The following is a 15,897-nucleotide window of genomic DNA, read 5'->3' as shown; positions in this document are numbered from 1 at the left end:
CGTTAACACCCGGAAGGTTGCAATAAGACTAACGGTCGAAAAATAAAGCGAAAAACTTGTCGCAAAAGGTCAATCGGCTGTCGCCCCCCGCGATGATGGCCTCTATACTAGCTCCCCGTTTGTGCACCGCTCTAGTGCATTCGGCTGGAGCGCGACACGTCCCTCCACACTCCATTCAGAGCCGCCGTAAAAATGAGCCTGTTCTCCGCTGTCGAAATGGCACCACGCGATCCAATCCTGGGCCTCAACGAAGCATTCAACGCCGACACCCGAACCAACAAGGTCAACCTTGGGGTGGGCGTGTACTGCAACGAGGAGGGACGCATTCCACTCCTGCGCGCCGTTGTCGAAGCCGAGACAATTCGCGCCGCTCAACACGCTTCCCGTGGTTACCTGCCGATCGACGGCATTGCCGCCTATGACCAAGCGGTACAGAAACTGCTGTTCGGCAACGACTCGCCCCTGCTGGCCGCTGGCCGCGTGGTCACCACCCAGGCCGTTGGCGGTACTGGTGCACTGAAGATCGGCGCCGACTTCCTCAAGCAACTGCTGCCCAACGCTGTAGTCGCCATCAGTGATCCAAGCTGGGAAAACCACCGCGCACTGTTCGAAACCGCTGGTTTTCCGGTGCGGAACTACCGCTACTACGACGCCGCCACCCACGACGTAAACCGCGCCGGCCTGCTGGAAGACCTCAACGCCCTGCCGGCCCAATCGATCGTGGTGCTGCATGCCTGCTGCCACAACCCGACCGGTGTCGACCTGACTCCGCAGGACTGGAAAAACGTCCTGGAAGTGGTCAAGGCGAAAAACCTCGTGCCATTCCTCGACATGGCCTACCAGGGCTTTGGCGACGGCATCGACGAAGACGCCGCGGCCGTGCGCCTGTTCGCCGAGTCGGGCCTGACCTTCTTCGTGTCCAGCTCGTTCTCCAAGTCGTTCTCGCTGTACGGCGAGCGCGTTGGCGCTCTGTCCATCGTCAGCAGCTCGAAGGAAGAAAGCGCTCGCGTGCTGTCCCAGGTCAAGCGCGTGATCCGCACCAACTACTCCAACCCGCCAACCCATGGCGCAACCATCGTTGCCGCGGTGCTGAACAATCCGGAACTGCGCGCCCAGTGGGAGCAGGAACTGGCGGAAATGCGCCTGCGCATTCGCGGCATGCGCACCCAGATGGTCGACTTGCTGGCCAAAGGCGCCCCTGAGCACGACTTCAGTTTTGTCGGCCGCCAGTGCGGCATGTTCTCCTACTCCGGCCTGACCGTTGAGCAAGTGACCCGCCTGCGCAACGAATTCGGCATCTACGCCCTGGACACCGGCCGCATCTGCGTGGCCGCACTGAACCAGAACAACATCGACGTGGTGACCAAGGCCATCCTCCAGGTGATCTGATTCACGGCCGTCGCGCAAAAAGGGGAAGCCATGGTGCTTCCCCTTTTTTGTGCGCGCTCAGCTAATAACCAGTCCAGCCCCTGCATCCTCTAGACTGAGGCCACGCCTCCCTTGCCGATCGAGAATCCAGATGAAAGACGATGACCTGCGGGCCGACCGCGACGAACTGGAGCACTACTTGCCCCGCTCGCAGAAACGCGAAAAGAGCCTGGTACTGCAAATCGCCCTCGGCGTGTTCCTCGGTGGTCTGGCCCTGTGGCTGGTGCAACTGGCAGCCACATCGCTGATGGCCAAGCTGATGCTGGGCACCCTGACCTTCGGCGGCTGAACCGACTCAACCCGCCAGTTCACGCATTCGCTGACTGGCGGCATCATCAAAGGCCACGTACAACGCCTCAGCGACCTGGCTCTTGATGGCCTTGGCACTCTCCAGCCCCAGGACAAAACCTTCGGCCTTGCCCGCCGCGCGGTTCAGATCCGCCGCTGCCGCTGCCTGGGTAATGGCATCCCACAACTTGTCGGCCTGAGGCCCGACTCCCTTGGGCAGGTTGATCTGCTCGATGCTCATGACAGCACCTCGCATCGCGATGCAAAAAAATGAGTGGGAACCTGGGATAAATCGAAGCGCATCATAAAAACGTACCTTTGCGGCTTGAGGCCGGCAGCGCGTGAAACCACTTCCGGGGAGCCATGGTAGCCCCTATCGGATCACGTACAGCCCCGCTAGCTGATAAAACCCTTGAAGTAATGTCAGCAGATCATTCAGAACCTCGCCGCACTGAAAAAAACATTCACAGCTTGTTGACTTCCCTTTCTGAATCAGTAAGATACGGCGCATTCCGCGATAGCTCAGTTGGTAGAGCAAGTGACTGTTAATCACTGGGTCCCTGGTTCGAGTCCAGGTCGTGGAGCCATATTCCTACACTGATTTGCCTCAAACCCAACAAGAGCGCCCTGCTCTTTTGGCAAATCAGCAGAAAAAAACCACTATCAGTTCCATGATCCGCATGTCAGCCAGACATGCGGATAAAGTGCTTTGCGAGCCGAATGGCTCAGACAAAGGTCTGGTTGCCTTGCCGCAATGGCCTGACGTAGGCTGTGCGCCTATTTTTCCGGCCAGTCAGACAACGATGTTCCTGCCAGCACAGTCCCCGTGCCTCTCCCCCTCGATGAGCCCTTCGGCAACCCTGGCCGTTGCCCAGCATGATTGCGCGATCAACCGTCGCCGCCGCAGCGTCCTGTTCGCCTTCACCTTCTCCCCGCACCAAGGCAGTCGCTAACCGCAATTGAGCCTGGCACCGCCCCGCCACCTTTGGCGCCGATGCAGAGGCTGGCTCGCCAGCGAAGACGTCTCGAAGTGCGCCGCACCATTCAATGACCGCTTCGCCAGCAGCCAGCCCCTACGCCGAGGGCACAGGCCCGGCTCTCGCCCGTATCTCGGCGGATGCTGTCACGCGGCGTCCGCAACATCTCCATTTTTCAGCGCCTGACGCTTCAGGCGCGAGTCTTGATCATGAACAAAGCCTTGTTAGCTGCCTTGATCCTGGGCATTTCCATTGTCGGCCTGAGCATCGGCTCCACAGTGCCGATCCTTGCCCTGCGCCTGTACCAGGCCGGCGCGTCGAACAATCAGATTGGCATCATGTCAGCCCTGCCTGCGGCGGGCATGATGCTTTCGGCCTTCCTGGTCAATGCCTTGTGCCAGCGCCTGACCCGGCGCCAGATCTATCTGCTGTGTTTCAGCCTCTGCGCCCTGAGCGTGGCAGCCCTGGAACTGCCGGGCGCCAACCTCTTCAGCCTGGGATTGGCCCGGGTCGCCATGGGGCTTGGGGCCGGGCTGATCATCATTCTCGGGGAAACCTGGGTCAATGAAATGGCCGAAGACGCCAGCCGTGGCCGCTTGGTGGCGGTCTACACCACCTGTTTCACCTTCTTCCAACTGCTGGGCCCTGGCCTGGTATCACTGCTGGGCACCGAGGGGCCGCTCGTACTCGCCATTGTCAGCCTCGGTTATGCCGTGGCGATCGCCGTGGTCTGGCTGACCCTGCCCCAGGAAGACTCCCCAAGTCCTCACGAGGAAAGCCGGACCTTCTCGGTGCTGGGCTTTATCCGCATCGCCCCGGCGTTGTGTGTGGGCATACTGTTCTTCGCCTTCTTCGACAGCGTCGTGCTGTCGCTGTTTCCGGTGTACGCGGCCACTCATGGCTACAGCATCAAACTGGCGGCACTGATGGTGACCATCATTCTCCTGGGAGATACGGCGTTCCAGTTCCCCCTGGGCTGGCTCTCGGACAAGCTGGGGCGCCCGGGGATCTACCTCGGCTGCGGCATCATCGCTCTGCTGATCGGCCTGTGCCTGCCACTGTTGATGCAATCCCCCGGTCTGCTCTGGCCGAGCCTGGTCATCCTCGGCGCGGCGGCGGGCGGCATCTACACCCTGGCGATCGTGCTGATCGGGCAATCCTTCAGCGGAGCGGATCTGGTGACCGCCAATGCCAGCGCCGGTCTGCTCTGGGGCATCGGCAGCCTGCTGGGACCACTGCTCAGTGGCGCCGCCATGAGCGGCGGCAGCTATGGTTTGCCCCTGACCCTGTCGGCGGCCGCCGCCGTGGTGGTGGTAATGGCTCTGTCCCTGGTGCGCCAGGGGCAGTTCAGCAAGGTCACGGAGTAAGTCACGCTGCTCAAAGGGCGGCCTGGAAACATTCACAGGCCGCCTCTTTGTCATTACCATCGCGCCATCCGAATCCCCTGATGAAAACTGTGCAATGAACCGACCTCTGTGCCTCCTGTCCCTGTGGGGGCTGTTGTCTCTGTTACCGCTACAGGCCCTGGCCGCCTCCACGGTGGATTGCGCCACCCTGAGCGACAACGCCTCTCTGGAAGCCGGCGAGTACCGCCCGCCCCTGGAAGCCAAGGTCATAGGCCAAGGACGGTTGCACTTTCACAGTGGGCCGAATGCCGCCTGCGTGAACCAGAAGCTCTATGTGATTCCGGGCGACGGCCTGACCGTGTACGCCTCCAGCGACGGCGGCTGGGCCCAAGTCATGTACATCGCCAAAAACGGTGAGGACTACAGTGGCTGGGTCGAGGAAAAACGCCTGCAACTGGGCGGTCACTACGGCGGCCCACAGCTGCCGGCCGAGGTCACGGCCTTTATCCAGCGTCACGAAGATTGCCAGCACTTTGCCGGCGAGGAGGCGTATGACGAGGAGCGTCGGGCCGAACTGGAGAAAGCCGTTAACGACGTCTGTATCGGCCATGATCGCCAGCTCGCAACCTTGCGCGGGCAGTACAAGGACAACCCCGAGGCCCTGCAAGCCCTGGAGCCCCTGGACAACCTCGAATAATGACTCACCCATAAAAAACGGCGCCTTCAGGGCGCCGTTTTTTAATGTCGCAATGATTGCACTCAGTGCGTGGTTTGCGCACTGCCTCGAGCATGGCTCGGTGCCGAGCCGTCCCCAAGCGGATTCGACGACTGTCCCGAAACCTCAGCTACCAGCGGCACTTCATTGCCTTCGGCATCGTGCAGCTTGCCACCGCTGAAGTAGTCCCCCTCACGCAGTACGGCAATGTCCTGGAAGCGCAGGCTGCGCTCGGTGCCAGCGACGAACACCGACTGCTGGTCCGAGTTGCCGGCGGTGAAATGGTTGAACGCCAGGTTCAGCAGGATCGCCATGATCGCCGACGAGCTGATGCCCGAGTGGAAGATCGTCGCAAACCAGCTGGGGAAGTGGTCGTAGAAGCTCGGCGCAGCGATCGGGATCATGCCGAAGCCGATGGAGGTCGCAACGATGATCAGGTTCATGTTGTTGCGGTAGTCGACCTTGGACAGGGTACGAATGCCACTGGCCGCCACGGTGCCAAACAGCACGATACCGGCACCGCCCAATACCGAGGTGGGCACCGCCGCAATCACCCGCCCCATGAAGGGCAGCAGGCCGAGGACTACCAGAAACACGCCGCCGGTAGCCACTACAAAACGGCTCTTGATCCCGGTGACCGCCACCAGCCCGACGTTCTGGGCAAACGCACTCTGAGTGAAGGAACCGAAGATCGGCGCGATCATGCTCGACAGCATATCGGCACGCAGCCCATCCCCCAGGCGCTTGGAGTCGACCTTGGTGTGGATGATTTCACCCACCGCGAGGATGTCCGCCGAGGTTTCCACCAGGGTCACCATGACCACGATGCACATCGACAGGATCGCTGCGACATGGAAAGTCGGCATCCCGAAGTGGAACGGCGTGGGCAGGCCAAACATCGGCCCCTGAGTGACACCGGAAAAATCCGCCATGCCCAGGAACACCGCGATCACCGTACCGATGACCATGGCAAGGAGAATCGACAACCGGGAAATCGCCGCGCTGCCGATCTTGCTCAGCAGCAACACCAGTACCAGGGTGAGGGCCGCCAGACCGATGTTCGACATGCTGCCGAAATCCGCCGCCCGGCTATTGCCGCCCATCGCCCAGCGCGCCGCCACAGGCATCAGCGTCAAGCCGATGGTGGTGATGACAATGCCGGTGACCAGCGGGGGAAAGAACTTGGTAATGCGAGAGAACACCGGCGTAATCAGCAGGCCGATCAGCGAAGCTGCAATCACCGCCCCCAGAATTGACTGGAAGCCGCCCTCGCCGCTGCTGGTGACAATCGCCACCATGGTCGATACGCCCGCAAAGGACACCCCTTGAACCAACGGCAGCTTGCAGCCGAAAAACGGCACGCCGAGCGTTTGCAGCAAGGTTGCCAGCCCCCCTGCAAACAACGAAGCGGCGATCAGCAGGCCGATCTCCGCTGGCGACAGACCGGCCGCCTGGCCGACGATCAGTGGCACCGCAACGATACCGCCATACATGGTCAGAACGTGTTGCAGGCCATAAGCCATATTCGCGGCAATACCCAAATTTTCATCTTCGGGACGTTGCTGTGAAACCTGGGGCGTATTCATGGTGTGGGGTTCCCTGTTTTTGTTATGCGCACACTGTATGCAACAACAAAGACAACTGTCCATAGGATTGTATACAGTTTATCGGTCAATCTTCCGGCACTTCCCCCTGCTGATTCACCGATAAAAAGCCCCGCTCAGGTCGTACGGATCACCCTTTTCCAGCCTGAATGGCCGCCCCAGAGCCACCGCCCCACATCGGGCCGGCAGGACCTGTGCAGCCAGCCGACATCCTCTTCCCCAACTCCACCCGCTGAAACACAACGCAAAAAAAGGCCGATCCATTGGCTGGATCGACCCTCGCTGCACACAAAAAGACCAATCAGTTGGACGGTACGCGGATCTTGTACACATTGGGTGCGACACGAATCCACTGATCGCTGACCAGCGGATAGACCCGGGTCCGCGCCGACAAACGCAACAGCTGCGAGTTGATGTTGGCCAGGGTCTTCACGTTGCCGTCACGCTGATAGCTGAGCATGTTGTCGCGCACATTGATGATGGTGTTCCAGGTGTCCTTGTTATTGATGATGTACTGGGCATTGGTTTCGAATTGCTCACCCGGATCATCATTGCGACCGTTCGGACCGAGAAACAGGTTCCAGGGCATCCAGGTGTAGAAGCCATGAAAGGTGTCCCAACCCAGGGGCCGTGGCGGCACGCCCGCATTGGCCCGCACCACGCCCCGACCGATCTCCTCGAGCAACGTCTTGGCCTGGTCATAATCCGCCGCCACCGGCGCAGTGACGTTGACTCGATTGTCCTGGCCATAGCTGAGGAAACGTGCGCCAAAGCCGTCCCAGAAACCCTTCAGCTCCTTCAAGTGCCCACGCTGCACCACGGACATGTAGAAATCCCGCAATTGGTTGTAGGCAATGATGTGGTGTCGACTCACCGGCACCGTGAACGCCGGCCCGACTCCGGACGTCTTGAGATCGGCACTGTAGTTGTCGGACGGTGGATAGGGCGACCCGGCCCGCGCGTCCATGCTCAGGTTGTAGTTGCCGTCGGGGTTGGGGACCGCGAAGCTGCTGGTGGAACACAGGCTGACCACTGCCAGCAGCGCAGCGAACAGCCCCTGCTTGAAACGCCTCAGCGGTGTTGCGGTACTGCCGGACACCGTGGATCGATGTATTTTCTGCATGATTCTCTCCATAGAAAATTGCCGGTTTGCCGGTGGATTCTATGGAGCGCCAGCTTGGGATTTTAATCGGGAAGTGCTTCCGTATTCGGCTCCCGCTCCCGGTACGACAGGTGGTGATCAGGCCTCCAGCAAGCGCTCGAGCACTCGCGACAGCTCGGGATGCTCCGGCAGACGCAAGGCAAACTCGTCCCGCAACAACTGCATCAGCTCCCCCGCATTAGTGATCTGCCGCCGCTCGCTGGGCTGCCCCACGCGATGCAAAGCGTAGCTGCCGTTGTTCAGGGTTCGGCGCACCCCCGGCCCTATCAGCGCCACCTTCAACTGACCGAGGAAAGGCGAGTCACGGTGAGTCGAGACGTACCAGTTGCCCATTTCGTAGTCCACGTCGCCCTGTATCTGCAGATCAAAGACGTACAGGGCCCGCCACTCATCCATGACCTTGGCGCGCAGGGTGTAGCTACCGTCTCGCTCGGTAATGCGATAGGGCTCGTGGGGTGTTGCCTGCTCTGCTTCAGTATCGAGCAGCAAGGGCGCAGTGGGCACCATGCCGCCGAAGCCGACATCGGCGATGTAGCGCTGCCCGTCCAGGTGCAACAGCGTCAACCTGTGACTGCGCGCGGTGAGCGCATCCTCCGGCCCGCCCATGACCACCCGCCCGGTAATGCCACGCGCCTCATAGCCCAGATGCTGCAACAGCACCAGGAACGTCTGATTGAGTTCATAGCAATAGCCACCGCGCCCCTCTTGCAGAATCTTGCGTTCCACCGTGCCCAGGTCGATGGGCACCGGCAGGCGCAACAAGGTAGAAAGGCTTTCGAAGGCAAACTCGCAGACATGTCGCCATTGCAGTTCTCGCAGGGTTTCCAGGGTCGGCGGCGGCGCGCTGTGGTAACCCAGTCGGCGCAAATAGAGGTCAATGTTCATCAGGTGCGGCTGGCTCATGCACAAATCCTTGAAATGAGTGTCGCGCAGGGCTCCGGAGATGCTTGTGCCGATCCGCTTGTCCAGCGCCGGTCCCTGCCAGGTCAACGATAGGTATAAGCCAGAAACGGGGCATTCCAACAATCGATTCGGCTGATATTTTTTATCGCATTGGCCCGGGATTGGCTCTTGCCAAGAGCTGACGGTGATTCTGTAGTAACCACCGCCCCAGTGGCCTCGCCCAGGCGCGGTGAGCGTCCTGCCTGTGGCTCAAAAATCATTCGGCACGGGGCTTCTACCGGGACCAGGGACATGACGCCGCAGGCACCACCACCTATGAGGTTGGTGGCAATACCTGCGCCAATCAGATCTTCTGCAAAGCCTGACAATGACTCAACGGTCGGAGCGCTGCAGCAGATCCTCGGCGCTCTCCACCGCCAGGGCCATCACCCGGTTGCGCCCCGTGGCCTTGGCCTGATACAGCGCTGCATCCGCCCGTTCTATGAAGACTTCGATGCTGTCGCGCCCCGTAGGGACGAAGGAGTAACAGCCCAGACTGATGGTCACGCGCCCCACTGGAGAACCGGAATGGCTGATGTTGCGCTCCATGACGCTCTGGCGAATCTGCTCGGCCATGGCCAGGGCACCGTGGATATCGGTATCGGGTAGCAGCACCGCGAACTCTTCCCCGCCATAACGCACGGCCAGGTCGGTCTTGCGATGACAACACCCTTTCAGGGCCTGGGCCACCTCTGCCAGACAATGATCGCCGGCCACATGGCCGTAGGTATCGTTGTAACGCTTGAAGTAATCGATGTCGGCGATGATCAGGCTCAGCGGCGTGCTCTGCCGCGCCCCGCGACCGAACTCGATCTCCAGGGAACGCTCGAACAGCCGCCGATTGCCCAAACCGGTCAGACTGTCATGGGTGGCAATCACCTCCAAAGCCTCCTGGGCCTTGCGCAGATCGGTTTCGATCCGCTCGTTGTTGCGCACCTGGCTCACAAACACCCAGCCGAACAGCCCCACTCCCAGCAGCACCAGAGCGACGATGGCCGTGGATTGATAGGCCGAGGCGTACCAGCCCTTGAGAATCGAGTCCTTGGAGTTGGCCGCCGCCACCACCAGCGGATACGCCTGCAACTGGCGATAGCCATACAAGCGCGTCACCCCATCCACGATCGAGGTGATCATGGCGTTGCCGGAGGTGGCCTCAGGCAGGTACTTGCTGAAAATCTCGCCACGGGACAGGGAGGCCCCCACCTGCCGCTCCTCGAATGGCCGCCGCGCGATCAGGGTGCCATCGGACAGGGCGAGAAACATCACGCCCTGCTCATCGATATTGAAGCTTTTGAAGAATTGATCGAAGTAAGCCAGCTTGATGCCGGCCATCAGCACGCCCTGGAAGTTCCCGTTCTGGTCATTGATCCGCCGCGAAATGGGAATGATCCACTCGCCGTTGGCGCGACTGCGAATCGCCGGACTGATATGGGCCTGCAGCGAAGCGTTCTGCTGGTGGAACCTGAAGTAGTCACGATCTGCCACGTCCTTGCCATGAGGCGAATCGTTAAAGGAACTGACCACCCACTGGCCTTGCTTGTCATAGAGAAACACTCCGCTGAGTTGCACCAGGGCCTGTACCCGCCGAGCAAAGATCTGTTGCAGACGCAGTCGCTGCACGGGCCCCTCGCCGATGGCCTGGATCCACTCGGAAAGGCTCATCAGCACCAGGTCGGCCTCCATGAAGGTGTCCTCCGCCTGCTGGGCAATGGCCCGAGTCAGGTTGGTGGAGTTGACCTCTGCCTGCGCCAGGTCATGGCGCCAGGACTGCTCTAGCTGGAGGTAGAGCAAACCGCACAGGCACAGGAACACCGTGGCGATAAAGGCCACCGCGGCCTTGAGCAGCGGCAAGCGTTTCAAGGTGCCACCCGGGGCGTGTTGAGCGTCGTAAATGGGGACAGGCAAAAGGGGCGTCCTGACGGGAAAAGCCTGAACTACGCGGCAGATCCCTGGTTGTTTTCGAGACCGGTTCACTGACCAGCATCCTGTAAAACATCGGCTCCATGGCGTTCAAACACAGGCCAGGGGCCGCTCGCAACCGCATCCGATCTAGCCCCTTGCAGGGGTTATCGGCCGCAGAGGACGATGCCTAAAGCGCGGATCGTCGGCTGGAACAATATTCGACGATGACCTGAGTCAGTGCCGCCACAACGGCCGGGTCCGCGTCGGACGCAGTAAACAGCCGGAACTGGGCCTGAGGCAACTCCGGCAAACCGTATTCCGCCCCCAGTGCACACAGCCCTGCTCCCAACTGACTGACCGCCATGGGCGCCACGGCGAAGCCCGACAGCACTGCGGCACGCAAGGCCCCATTGCTGCTGCAGAGCATGGCCGTACGCTGGGCGATGCCGGCTTTGGCCAACCGCCCCAGGGCCACCGCCCGATAAGGACAAGGCTCAGGAAACAGCGCCAGGGGCAAAGGCTCAGGCAAGGGTGCCACTGATTGTGGCAGCCCGGCCCAGACCAGAGGTTCGGACCAGAGCAACTGGCCTGGCGCTGCTGTTTCGCACAAGGACCCCACCACCAGCTGCAAACTGCCCTGAGCCAGAAGATCCAGGAGGGTACCGGGGATGCTCACCTGCACATCGAGCTGGATACCCGGGAACTGCCCGGCAAAATCCAGTAGCGCGCGCAACAGACGGGGCTCGGCGAAATCCTCCGCCAACCCAATCCCCACACGCCCATGGAACGGCACCCGGGTCAACTCGGTCCAGGCGTCGCGATTCAACGCCAGAATGGCTCGGGCGTAGGCCATCAGCCGCTCGCCATCGGCTGTCAGTTGCTGTGAGCGGGTGGTGCGTTGCAGCAGCGGCTTGCCGACCTGCTGTTCCAGGCGCCGCAGATGGCCGCTGACCGCCGACTGGGTCAAATGCAGTTTTTGTGCTGCACGACTGAACCCCTGTTCATCGACAACAGCGACAAAGGTACGAAGCAGCAAGGCATCGAACATATTTCATATCGCCATCAATAAGCCTTAGATCGACAATTTATATTTATAAATCAGCTATGTTGCAATAGCGGTCATCCCTGTCCACCAAGAGATTCGTTCATGACCCGGCTCCTGCACATCCAATGCTCGCCTCGCTTACATCGCTCCGCCTCCCTGGAAATCGCCCGCAGTTTTATCCAGCGCTATCAACAACAGGTTCCCGACACTCAAGTCAGCACCCTGGACCTTTGGAGCCTGGAACTGCCGGAGCTCGATCAGACAGCAATGGACGCCAAGTACGCCCGACTCGGTGGCCAGCCGTTGAACGCTAGCGAACAAAGCGCGTGGGACCGACTCCAGGAACTCGCCGCGCCCCTGCATCAGGCCGACCTGTTGGTGCTCTCCGTGCCGCTGTGGAATTTCAGCATTCCCTACAAGCTCAAGCATTTCATTGACCTGGTATCACACCAGGGAATCCTCTTCAGCTTCGACCCCGAGCACGGGCTGCAGGGCCTGTTGCGCAACAAGACAGCGGTGGTGAGCTACGCCCGCGGCCTGGATTTTTCAGCCCAGTCGAACACTCCGGCCCAAGCGTTCGATTTCCAGAAACCCTACATCGAGGCTTGGCTGAACTTCATCGGCATTGCCGACCAGCATTCGCTGGTGGTGGAGAAAACCATTCTCGGGCCTGACATCGACCAGGCCTCCCGGCAAGTGACCGCGCGCCAGGCACACGGCCTGGCCGAGCAACTGGCAGCCCGCCGTCCCTAGTACTCGAAAAAGACCGGTGGAGCGACTGACAGTTTCCGCCGGTCTGCAACCTTCCACAGTTCCCCAGGCGAAACTCCCACCGCCTCGCCCCCTTTTATCAACAGGCCTGCACTGATCGGCACGAATCATCAAAAAGCTCACAAAAACGCCGTCGGCCCATGCATTTTTGGTCTATACACAACTCATAAAATTCTTCGATACAAACCACCGTCCCGCTCCTCAGTACTTTCAGGTCGTGCGTATGGCGGTGTTGGAAGTTGATCACCAAGGAGTGGATGTTGATTGGGGGTAACACGCTTAACCGTTTCATGTTCAGGCCCTGGCGCCATCGGGAACTGCTATTGGCGCTAATCGAGCGTGAAATCACAGGCCGCTATCGCGGATCGATCGCCGGTCTGCTCTGGTCCTTCCTCAACCCCCTGCTCATGCTGCTGGTATACACCTTCGTTTTCAGCGTGGTGTTCAAGGTGCGCTGGGACACCGGCAGCGACTCGAAAAGCCAATTCGCCTTGCTGGTATTCACCGGCATGATGGTCTTCAACCTGTTTTCAGAATGCATCAGCCGTGCCCCGGGCCTGATCCCGAGCAACGCCAACTACGTGAAGAAAGTCGTGTTCCCCCTGGACCTCCTGCCCGGCGTGATACTCGGGGCCGTGCTGTTCCATACCTTGGTGAGTTTCATCGTCTGGCTGATCTTTCATCTACTGGTCTTCGGCCTGCCACCTTTCACCACCTTGCTGTTTCCCCTGGTACTGCTGCCGCTGGTGCTGTTCACGCTTGGGCTGTCATGGTTCCTGGCATCCCTGGGGGTCTACCTGCGGGACATCGGCCAGGTCATTGGAGTGCTAATGTCGGCCCTGATGCTGCTCTCCGCAGTGTTCTATCCCGTGAGCGCGCTGCCGACTGCCTATCAGCACTGGCTCTATCTGAATCCCCTGACCCTGGTCATCGAGTCATCCCGCGACGTGCTGATCTGGGGCGTCGTCCCCGATATCAGCCTATGGCTGGGCCAACTGGTGGGTGCCAGCGCTGTGGCTTTTCTCGGACACGCGTGGTTCGAGAAGACCCGCCAGGGGTTTGCCGATGTGCTCTGATCCTGTGATCAAGACCCAGGGCCTGGGCAAGTGCTATCAGATCTACGACCAGCCTCGGGATCGCTTGCTGCAATTGCTGCTGCCTCGCGGTAAACCGCGCTATCGCGAGTTCTGGGCACTGAAAGAGGTCTCCCTGGAGATTCGCAAAGGCGAAGCCCTGGGCATCATCGGGCGCAACGGCAGCGGCAAATCGACCTTGCTGCAACTGATTTGCGGCACCACGGGCGCCTCTTGCGGCAGCCTGACCCGCCACGGCCGGATCGCTGCCTTGCTGGAGCTGGGTTCGGGATTCAATCCGCAGTTCACCGGCCGCGAGAACGTCTACCTGAACGGTGCGGTGCTGGGGCTCAAGCGCGCGGAAATCGAAGCGCGCTTCGACGAAATCGCCGCGTTCGCCAATATCGGTGAGTTCATCGACCAGCCCACCAGGACCTATTCCAGCGGCATGCTGGTACGCCTGGCCTTTGCCGTCTCGGTATGCGTGGAGCCGGACATCCTGATTGTCGATGAAGCCCTGGCCGTGGGCGACGCTTCCTTTCAGTTCAAGTGCCTGGAGCGACTCGATCGCCTGACACGACAAGGCATGACCCTGCTGTTCGTGTCTCACGACATGAGCCTGATCAAGCGCTTCTGCAACCGCGCCCTGTATCTGCGTAACGGCGAAATCCGCGCCAGCGGCGCGCCGGAAGCGATGGCCGAGCTCTACCTGCTGGACATGCGCGACGAACAGCGGCGCTGGGCCAGCGCCGGAGCCATCCAGGTCACGGTCAAGACAGCGCTCAACCCGGAACACGGCATGGCTTTTGGCACCGATGAAGGACGCATCACTTCGGCGGTCTTCAGCAACACCGGAGCGCTGTACTCGAGCTTTGTCCATGGCGACAGCATCGAGATCGCCATCGACACGCTCGTCAGCGACGCCGTCAGCCGCCCCAACATCAGCCTGACCATCCAGGAGGCCAGGCTGCTGGTGATCAGCGGAGTCAATGTGTCCCTGCAAAGCGGCGCATCCGAGAATGGCTGGCGCCGCGCTTCGATCCGCCTGCAGTTCGCGGCCAACCTGGCTGCCGGGCGCTACCACATCACCCTCAAGCTGATGGATGGCGAGACCGAAGAAACCTCACAACTGATTGAAAAGCAGGTCGCCCTGCTGGCCTTCGACATTCTGCCGGGCAACAAGCATTTCCTGGGAATCGTCGATTTGCACATCAAGCCCGTCACCCGTGAAGGACAAACAACCAGGGCGACCGAGGAACACTCATGAAGGACAAGGAGTGGCAGGTAGCGATCTTCGGTACCTTTGACGTGGCCAACTACGGCGATCTGCTGTTTCCCCTGATCGCCGCCGCCGAGTTGCAGGCGCGCCTGGGCACTGTGCACCTGCATGCCTTCTCCTATAACACCCGCACGACGCCACAATGGCCCTACAACGTCACCTCGGTCAGCGAACTGCCCCGGCTGATCGAGACCCTGGACGGGGTACTGATTGGAGGCGGTTTCATCATCCGCTTCGACAAACAGGTGGCCCCGGGGTATTACCCGCCAGACCCGCAGATCCACCATCCCACGGGTTATTGGCTATCCCCCGCACTGATTGCCCTGCAGCATGACGTACCGCTGGTCTGGAATGCCCCGGGCATGCACTGCAACAACGTACCGACCTGGGCAGTCCCTCTGGTCAAACTGGCCCTGGAGCTGAGCCCCCACGTGCAAGTACGGGACACCTTGTCTCAAGACACCCTGTCGGCGCTGAGCGATGAGGCCCGAGTCGAGGTGCTGCCGGACACCGCATTCGGCCTGCCCAACCTGATCGACCTGCAGCAGCCCTCCGTGGAATACCGCCAACTCTGTGAACAGGCCGGACTGAACAGGCCCTACCTGGTGGTGCATGCGATTGCCGGCCTGGAGGGGTTCCTACAACTGTGGAAAACCCACAACCCGCTCTTTGCAAGGTGGCAGCTGCTGTTGCTGCCCATCGGCCCGGTACTGGGAGATCACGAATCGATTCTTGGCGACGACCTGCCAAGGGCCGTACGCCTGCCTACCTGGCCAGCACCGCTGCTGCTGGCCGAGATCCTCGGCCACGCCCAAGGCGTGATCGGCCACAGTTACCACCTGGCGATTACCGCCCTGGCCTTCGGTGTCCCCCTCTTCAGCTCGGCCCGCCTGGACCTGGGCAAGTACACCGCCCTGCGGGACTACGAGGGAATCCACCCCCTGCACGCTGTGCAAGAGATAGATCCCCAGTGGTTCCTGGAGCGCCTTGTACGGCGAGCCCCCTGCGCCCGACTGGTCGATGCCCGAGAGCAATTGCAGCGCCATTGGGATCGAGTGGCCGAACTCATCAGCCAGGGCCGCCGCCCCACCCGCCAGTCAATCGACCGACTCTGGCAAGCACTGCCTGGACTACTGGAAGAAACCCGCCTGGACTGGCGTGAGGAATGCCTGGAAAAACAGGCTGAGCTGGAGGCACTGCATAAGCAAATGGAGCAACTGAAACAACAACAGCGCCAGCAACAGGAACTCATGGGACACGCCTGCGGCGAACTCGACCGGGTGTATCGCTCCAGCTCCTTTCGCATCACTGCGCCACTGCGTTCCCTTCGACGCCGTTTCAACCATCTACTGGGAAGATGAACAG

14 protein-coding genes and 1 tRNA gene are annotated in these 15,897 nt (G+C 60.7%); 9 read left to right on the top strand and 6 right to left on the bottom strand.

The window, feature by feature from the left end:
* Positions 1-192 precede the first annotated feature (192 nt).
* A complete protein-coding gene (locus ACMGF8_RS15580) occupies positions 193-1,389 on the top strand; it encodes an amino acid aminotransferase (protein ID WP_102863685.1) in 1,197 nt (398 codons plus the stop codon).
* Positions 1,390-1,519: 130 nt separating this feature from the next.
* Positions 1,520-1,717, top strand: coding sequence for a hypothetical protein (locus ACMGF8_RS15575; protein WP_102863687.1), 198 nt, complete (start codon positions 1,520-1,522; stop codon positions 1,715-1,717).
* A gap of 6 nt (positions 1,718-1,723) precedes the next feature.
* Here ACMGF8_RS15575 and ACMGF8_RS15570 read toward each other — a convergent pair whose 3' ends face one another.
* Positions 1,724-1,957 carry a hypothetical protein gene (locus tag ACMGF8_RS15570; RefSeq protein ID WP_102863689.1) on the bottom strand — a complete coding sequence of 78 codons (234 nt, stop codon included), beginning with the start codon at positions 1,955-1,957 and terminating at the stop codon, positions 1,724-1,726.
* A gap of 270 nt (positions 1,958-2,227) precedes the next feature.
* Between ACMGF8_RS15570 and ACMGF8_RS15565 the strand changes: the two genes are divergently transcribed.
* From ACMGF8_RS15565 to ACMGF8_RS15555, 3 genes are all read left to right on the top strand, one after another.
* A tRNA-Asn gene (locus ACMGF8_RS15565) sits at positions 2,228-2,303 on the top strand.
* 599 nt (positions 2,304-2,902) lie between these two features.
* Entirely contained in the window at positions 2,903-4,060 is a 1,158-nt protein-coding gene (locus ACMGF8_RS15560; RefSeq protein ID WP_102864093.1) for an MFS transporter, read from the top strand.
* A gap of 94 nt (positions 4,061-4,154) precedes the next feature.
* A complete protein-coding gene (locus tag ACMGF8_RS15555; protein WP_115581978.1) occupies positions 4,155-4,736 on the top strand; it encodes an SH3 domain-containing protein in 582 nt (193 codons plus the stop codon).
* Between the two features lie 62 nt (positions 4,737-4,798).
* On the opposite strand, the gene ACMGF8_RS15550 is transcribed toward ACMGF8_RS15555, so the two are convergent.
* The 5 genes from ACMGF8_RS15550 to ACMGF8_RS15530 form a co-directional block, all read right to left on the bottom strand.
* Positions 4,799-6,340: a nucleobase:cation symporter-2 family protein gene (locus ACMGF8_RS15550; RefSeq protein WP_102863693.1), complete on the bottom strand. Its 1,542-nt coding sequence runs from the start codon at positions 6,338-6,340 to the stop codon at positions 4,799-4,801.
* 319 nt (positions 6,341-6,659) lie between these two features.
* Positions 6,660-7,481, bottom strand: a complete 822-nt coding sequence (locus ACMGF8_RS15545) for a hypothetical protein (protein ID WP_102863695.1) — start codon at positions 7,479-7,481, stop codon at positions 6,660-6,662.
* Positions 7,482-7,598: 117 nt separating this feature from the next.
* On the bottom strand, positions 7,599-8,423 hold the full coding sequence (locus ACMGF8_RS15540; protein WP_102864094.1) for an arylamine N-acetyltransferase family protein: 825 nt from the start codon (positions 8,421-8,423) through the stop codon (positions 7,599-7,601).
* Positions 8,424-8,795: 372 nt separating this feature from the next.
* A complete protein-coding gene (locus ACMGF8_RS15535; RefSeq protein WP_102863697.1) occupies positions 8,796-10,367 on the bottom strand; it encodes a GGDEF domain-containing protein in 1,572 nt (523 codons plus the stop codon).
* 184 nt (positions 10,368-10,551) lie between these two features.
* Positions 10,552-11,412: a LysR family transcriptional regulator gene (locus ACMGF8_RS15530; RefSeq protein WP_102863698.1), complete on the bottom strand. Its 861-nt coding sequence runs from the start codon at positions 11,410-11,412 to the stop codon at positions 10,552-10,554.
* A gap of 99 nt (positions 11,413-11,511) precedes the next feature.
* Between ACMGF8_RS15530 and ACMGF8_RS15525 the strand changes: the two genes are divergently transcribed.
* The 4 genes from ACMGF8_RS15525 to ACMGF8_RS15510 all read left to right on the top strand — a co-directional run bounded on the left by ACMGF8_RS15525 (position 11,512) and on the right by ACMGF8_RS15510 (position 15,893).
* Positions 11,512-12,162, top strand: coding sequence for an FMN-dependent NADH-azoreductase (locus ACMGF8_RS15525; RefSeq protein WP_207167339.1), 651 nt, complete (start codon positions 11,512-11,514; stop codon positions 12,160-12,162).
* Positions 12,163-12,440: 278 nt separating this feature from the next.
* On the top strand, positions 12,441-13,256 hold the full coding sequence (locus ACMGF8_RS15520; RefSeq protein ID WP_102864095.1) for an ABC transporter permease: 816 nt from the start codon (positions 12,441-12,443) through the stop codon (positions 13,254-13,256).
* On the top strand, positions 13,246-14,520 hold the full coding sequence (locus ACMGF8_RS15515; RefSeq protein WP_416760194.1) for an ABC transporter ATP-binding protein: 1,275 nt from the start codon (positions 13,246-13,248) through the stop codon (positions 14,518-14,520). Before ACMGF8_RS15520 ends, ACMGF8_RS15515 begins: the two co-directional genes overlap by 11 nt.
* A complete protein-coding gene (locus tag ACMGF8_RS15510) occupies positions 14,517-15,893 on the top strand; it encodes a polysaccharide pyruvyl transferase family protein (protein ID WP_416760192.1) in 1,377 nt (458 codons plus the stop codon). The genes ACMGF8_RS15515 and ACMGF8_RS15510 overlap by 4 nt, the downstream gene beginning before the upstream one ends.
* Positions 15,894-15,897 lie beyond the last annotated feature (4 nt).

Source organism: Pseudomonas sp. BNK-7, from assembly GCF_048072025.1.
Lineage (GTDB): Bacteria > Pseudomonadota > Gammaproteobacteria > Pseudomonadales > Pseudomonadaceae > Aquipseudomonas > Aquipseudomonas danubii.
Note: the sequence above shows the minus strand (reverse complement) of the source record. Positions and strands in the feature narration are given on the sequence as shown.

What these genes read in the sequence shown, in the direction of transcription:
- ACMGF8_RS15580 (WP_102863685.1), top strand. Translation starts at nt 193, where the DNA reads ATGAGCCTGTTCTCCGCTGTCGAAATGGCACCACGCGATCCAATCCTG.
- ACMGF8_RS15575 (WP_102863687.1), top strand. Translation starts at nt 1,520, where the DNA reads ATGAAAGACGATGACCTGCGGGCCGACCGCGACGAACTGGAGCACTAC.
- ACMGF8_RS15570 (WP_102863689.1), bottom strand. Translation starts at nt 1,957, where the DNA reads ATGAGCATCGAGCAGATCAACCTGCCCAAGGGAGTCGGGCCTCAGGCC.
- ACMGF8_RS15560 (WP_102864093.1), top strand. Translation starts at nt 2,903, where the DNA reads ATGAACAAAGCCTTGTTAGCTGCCTTGATCCTGGGCATTTCCATTGTC.
- ACMGF8_RS15555 (WP_115581978.1), top strand. Translation starts at nt 4,155, where the DNA reads ATGAACCGACCTCTGTGCCTCCTGTCCCTGTGGGGGCTGTTGTCTCTG.
- ACMGF8_RS15550 (WP_102863693.1), bottom strand. Translation starts at nt 6,340, where the DNA reads ATGAATACGCCCCAGGTTTCACAGCAACGTCCCGAAGATGAAAATTTG.
- ACMGF8_RS15545 (WP_102863695.1), bottom strand. Translation starts at nt 7,481, where the DNA reads ATGCAGAAAATACATCGATCCACGGTGTCCGGCAGTACCGCAACACCG.
- ACMGF8_RS15540 (WP_102864094.1), bottom strand. Translation starts at nt 8,423, where the DNA reads ATGAGCCAGCCGCACCTGATGAACATTGACCTCTATTTGCGCCGACTG.
- ACMGF8_RS15530 (WP_102863698.1), bottom strand. Translation starts at nt 11,412, where the DNA reads ATGTTCGATGCCTTGCTGCTTCGTACCTTTGTCGCTGTTGTCGATGAA.
- ACMGF8_RS15525 (WP_207167339.1), top strand. Translation starts at nt 11,512, where the DNA reads ATGACCCGGCTCCTGCACATCCAATGCTCGCCTCGCTTACATCGCTCC.
- ACMGF8_RS15515 (WP_416760194.1), top strand. Translation starts at nt 13,246, where the DNA reads ATGTGCTCTGATCCTGTGATCAAGACCCAGGGCCTGGGCAAGTGCTAT.
- ACMGF8_RS15510 (WP_416760192.1), top strand. Translation starts at nt 14,517, where the DNA reads ATGAAGGACAAGGAGTGGCAGGTAGCGATCTTCGGTACCTTTGACGTG.